The organism is Phenylobacterium sp., assembly GCF_030651755.1.
GTDB lineage: Bacteria > Pseudomonadota > Alphaproteobacteria > Caulobacterales > Caulobacteraceae > Phenylobacterium.
Genome location: NZ_JAUSBZ010000125.1, coordinates 1 through 3,116 on the forward strand (window position 1 = coordinate 1; position 3,116 = coordinate 3,116).

A 3,116-nucleotide genomic window follows, 5' to 3' on the forward strand; every position below is an offset into this window, starting at 1 on the left:
CCGATAGATGCGGTGGCCAAAGCCCATCAGCCGCTCGCCGCGGGCCAGGGCCGCCTCGATCCAGGCCCGGGCGTTTTCCGGCTGGCCGATGCCGTCCAGCATCTCGATCACGGGCCCCGGCGCGCCGCCGTGGAGCGGACCTTTCAGCGCGCTGATCCCGGCCAGGACCGCCGAGGTCAGGCCGGCCCTCGTCGAGGCCACCACCCGGGCGGCGAAGGTCGAGGCGTTCAGCCCATGGTCAGAGACTGTGACCAGATAGGCGTCCAGGCCAGCGATCTGGGCCTGCGAGGGGGCGGCGCCGGTCAGCATCCGCAGAATGTCGGCCGCATGGGGCAGGGCCGCGTCCGGGGCGATGGGGGGCTGGCCAGCCTGAACCCGCACCACGGCAGGGGTGAAGACGGCTGGCGCTGCGATCAGGCGCAGGGCGGTGGCCAGACCATCTCCATCGGCGAGCCGGGCCATCAGGGCGCGGACGGCCTCCACCGGCTCATGGGCGGCGAGCCCGGCGTCCAGATAGGCGACCTCGGCGAACACCTCAGCCCGGGCCGCGCCCAGGGCCGGCCCCAGGTCGGCGGGCAGATTTTCGAAAAAACCCTCGAACAGCAGGCTCACCAGGTCCTCGAACCGGGCATGGCCGATGAGGTCGTCCAGAGACCGGCCGCGGATGATCAACCGGCCGGCCTGGCCGTCCACCTCCGACAGGACGGTGCGGGCGGCGACGACGCCTTCAAGGCCTTCGGGGGGCGCGGGGGTGTGAATGGTCATGGGGAGGCTCCAATTCAGACTTGCGCCCTACGAGATCGGCGGCCAAGCTCGATCGTCAATCTTGATCAATATAATCAATGTAAGCCCATGACCGATTGGATCGGCGCCGAAGACGCCTGCGCCCAGCTAAATGTGCGTAGCCAGACCCTCTACGCCTATGCCAGTCGCGGCCGGCTGACGGCTCGGCCAGATCCCGCCGATCCCCGTCGCAGCCTGTACCGCGCCGCCGATGTGGCGGCCCTGGCGGAGCGGAAGACCCGGGGACGCAAGGCCGCCGCCGTCGCGGCCGGGGCCATCGCGTGGGGGGAGCCGGTCTTGGCCTCCGCCATCACCACTGTGGTCGGCGGACAGCTCTATTATCGCGGACGTGACGCAGGCGAGCTTGCCGAGACCCAGACCCTGGAGGCCGTGGCCCGGCTCCTGCGCGGTGGCGATGGGGCGGCTCTGAAACGCAGCGCCCGGGGGGCGCCGCCGGCCGAGTCGGACATGCGCGCCCGGGCCTTCGCCGCCTTGGCGAAGCGGGCCGGGGTCGATCCTCCGGCCTTGGGGCGTCATCCCCTGGCCCTGGCGGTCGAGGCCGCGACCTTGCTGGATGTCCTGACGGACGCGGTGGCTGGAGCGCTCGGGAGCGGAGCAATTCATGAGCGCCTGGCCCAGGCCTGGGGCTGCGCCCGGGGGGACGGCGGCGCCGATCTGATCCGACGGGCCCTGGTGCTGCTCGCCGATCACGAGCTGAACCCCTCGACTTTCGCCACGCGGGTGGCGGCGTCCACCGGCGCATCCCTGTCGGCCTGCGCCCTGGCCGGACTGTCGGCCCTGTCAGGCCCCCGCCACGGGGGCGCTGGGGCGGCCATGCGGGGCCTGGCGCGCGAAGCGGCTGAACTGGGACCGGCGGCGGCGATCGCCGCCCGTCTGGCCCAGGATCGCCACCTGCCGGGTTTTGGCCATGCGCTCTATCCCGAGGGCGATCCCCGGGCCAAGGCCCTGCTGGCGCGTTTTGAGGCGCCGGCGGACCTGGCGGCCTTGCGGGTCGCAGTGGAAGGCGCCACCGGCCGCCGGCCCAATGTCGACTTCGCCCTGGTGGCCTTGTCAGAGGTTCTGGATCTGCCGCAGGACGCGCCCTTCGCCCTGTTCGCCACCGCGCGCTGCGCCGGTTGGATCGCCCACGCCATCGAACAGGGGCAGACCGGGGACCTGATCCGCCCCCGGGCGCGCTATGCCGGCGTGACGCCCGCTTCCGGGGTTTCGGCGAACTGACCGCCCTTGCGGAAGCGATAGAGATAGGCGCCGACCACCGACTCCACCGCCGTCGGGCTGACCCCCAGCTCGGCGAGGCCGGGCAGGGCCGGATTCGCCACATTGTCGACCTTCAGCTGCGCCACCTGATCGCTGGTGAGCGGGGGCGCCAGGGGCGTCAGGGCCACCAGATTGCCCACCTGTCCAATGAGGTTGGCGACCCCGAAGGGCAGGGGCAGCAGGATGCGCCGCCGCTGAGTCTCGCTCAGCACCAGTTCGAGCAACTGCCGGAAGGTGAGGATGGCCGGACCGCCCAGCTCATAGGTCTGACCCGCGCAGTCTGGATCGGTGACGGCCACGGACACGGCCCGGGCCACATCGCCCACAAACACCGGCTGGAACCGCGTCTTGCCCCCGCCGATCAAAGGCAGGGCCGGAGACATCACCGCCATGGCGGCGAAACGGTTGAAAAAGTCGTCCTCTGGCCCAAACACGATGGAGGGGCGCAGAATCACCGCCTGGGGCATGGCCTCGCGCACGGCGGCCTCGCCCCCAGCCTTGGTGCGGGCATAGACCGACGGGCTGTCGGGGTCGGCGCCGATGGCCGAGACCTGGACCATGCGGGTCACGCCGGCGGCGCGGGCGGCCTTGGCGACATTCGCCGCCCCTTCGGCGTGCAGGCTGGCGAACTTCTGACGGCCGCTCTCGTAGAGAACGCCCACCAGGTTGACGCAGGCCTGGGCGCCCTCGAGCGCGCGGGCGACCGAGTCCGGGTCGCGGATATTGGCCTGGACCACCTGGATCTGGCCGACATCGCCGAGCATCAGCAGGTCATAGGCTCTGGCTGGCTGGCGCACCGCCACCCGAACCCGATAGCCGGTACGGGCCAAGGCCCGCACCACCTGACTTCCGACAAAGCCCGAACCGCCGAAGACGGTGACGAGATCCTGCATGGGCCGGCCCGTTGAATGACAAAGTTCCTGAGCCGCCCGGATAGACGATGCGGACCCCTGCTGCAATGCGACTTGAACTTCACCCTAAAAGGTCCGTTGACGCCCGTCTGGCTTTTCCTTAGTAGTCCCGCCTCCCGATCCGACGGACCGGGCCCAGGTGGC

Annotated in this window: 3 protein-coding genes; 1 reads left to right on the forward strand and 2 read right to left on the reverse strand. The window is 70.8% G+C overall.

Annotation, left to right across the window (positions count from 1 at the left end):
• Window positions 1-765: citrate/2-methylcitrate synthase (locus tag Q7V15_RS11710; RefSeq protein WP_304755758.1), on the reverse strand; the 765-nt coding region annotated here is incomplete at its 3' end.
• An 87-nt stretch (window positions 766-852) separates the two neighbouring features.
• Between Q7V15_RS11710 and Q7V15_RS11715 the strand changes: the two genes are divergently transcribed.
• Window positions 853-2,022, forward strand: coding sequence for a citrate synthase (locus tag Q7V15_RS11715; protein WP_304755759.1), 1,170 nt, complete (start codon window positions 853-855; stop codon window positions 2,020-2,022).
• Here Q7V15_RS11715 and Q7V15_RS11720 read toward each other — a convergent pair.
• Window positions 1,980-2,954, reverse strand: a complete 975-nt coding sequence (locus Q7V15_RS11720; RefSeq protein WP_304755760.1) for a complex I NDUFA9 subunit family protein — start codon at window positions 2,952-2,954, stop codon at window positions 1,980-1,982. The two genes, Q7V15_RS11715 and Q7V15_RS11720, sit on opposite strands and share 43 nt — an antisense overlap.
• Window positions 2,955-3,116: the final 162 nt, after the last annotated feature.

Bases quoted from the DNA above. Each gene is read 5' to 3' on its own strand.
- Q7V15_RS11720 (WP_304755760.1), bottom strand. From the start codon at position 2,954: ATGCAGGATCTCGTCACCGTCTTCGGCGGTTCGGGCTTTGTCGGAAGT.
- Q7V15_RS11715 (WP_304755759.1), top strand. From the start codon at position 853: ATGACCGATTGGATCGGCGCCGAAGACGCCTGCGCCCAGCTAAATGTG.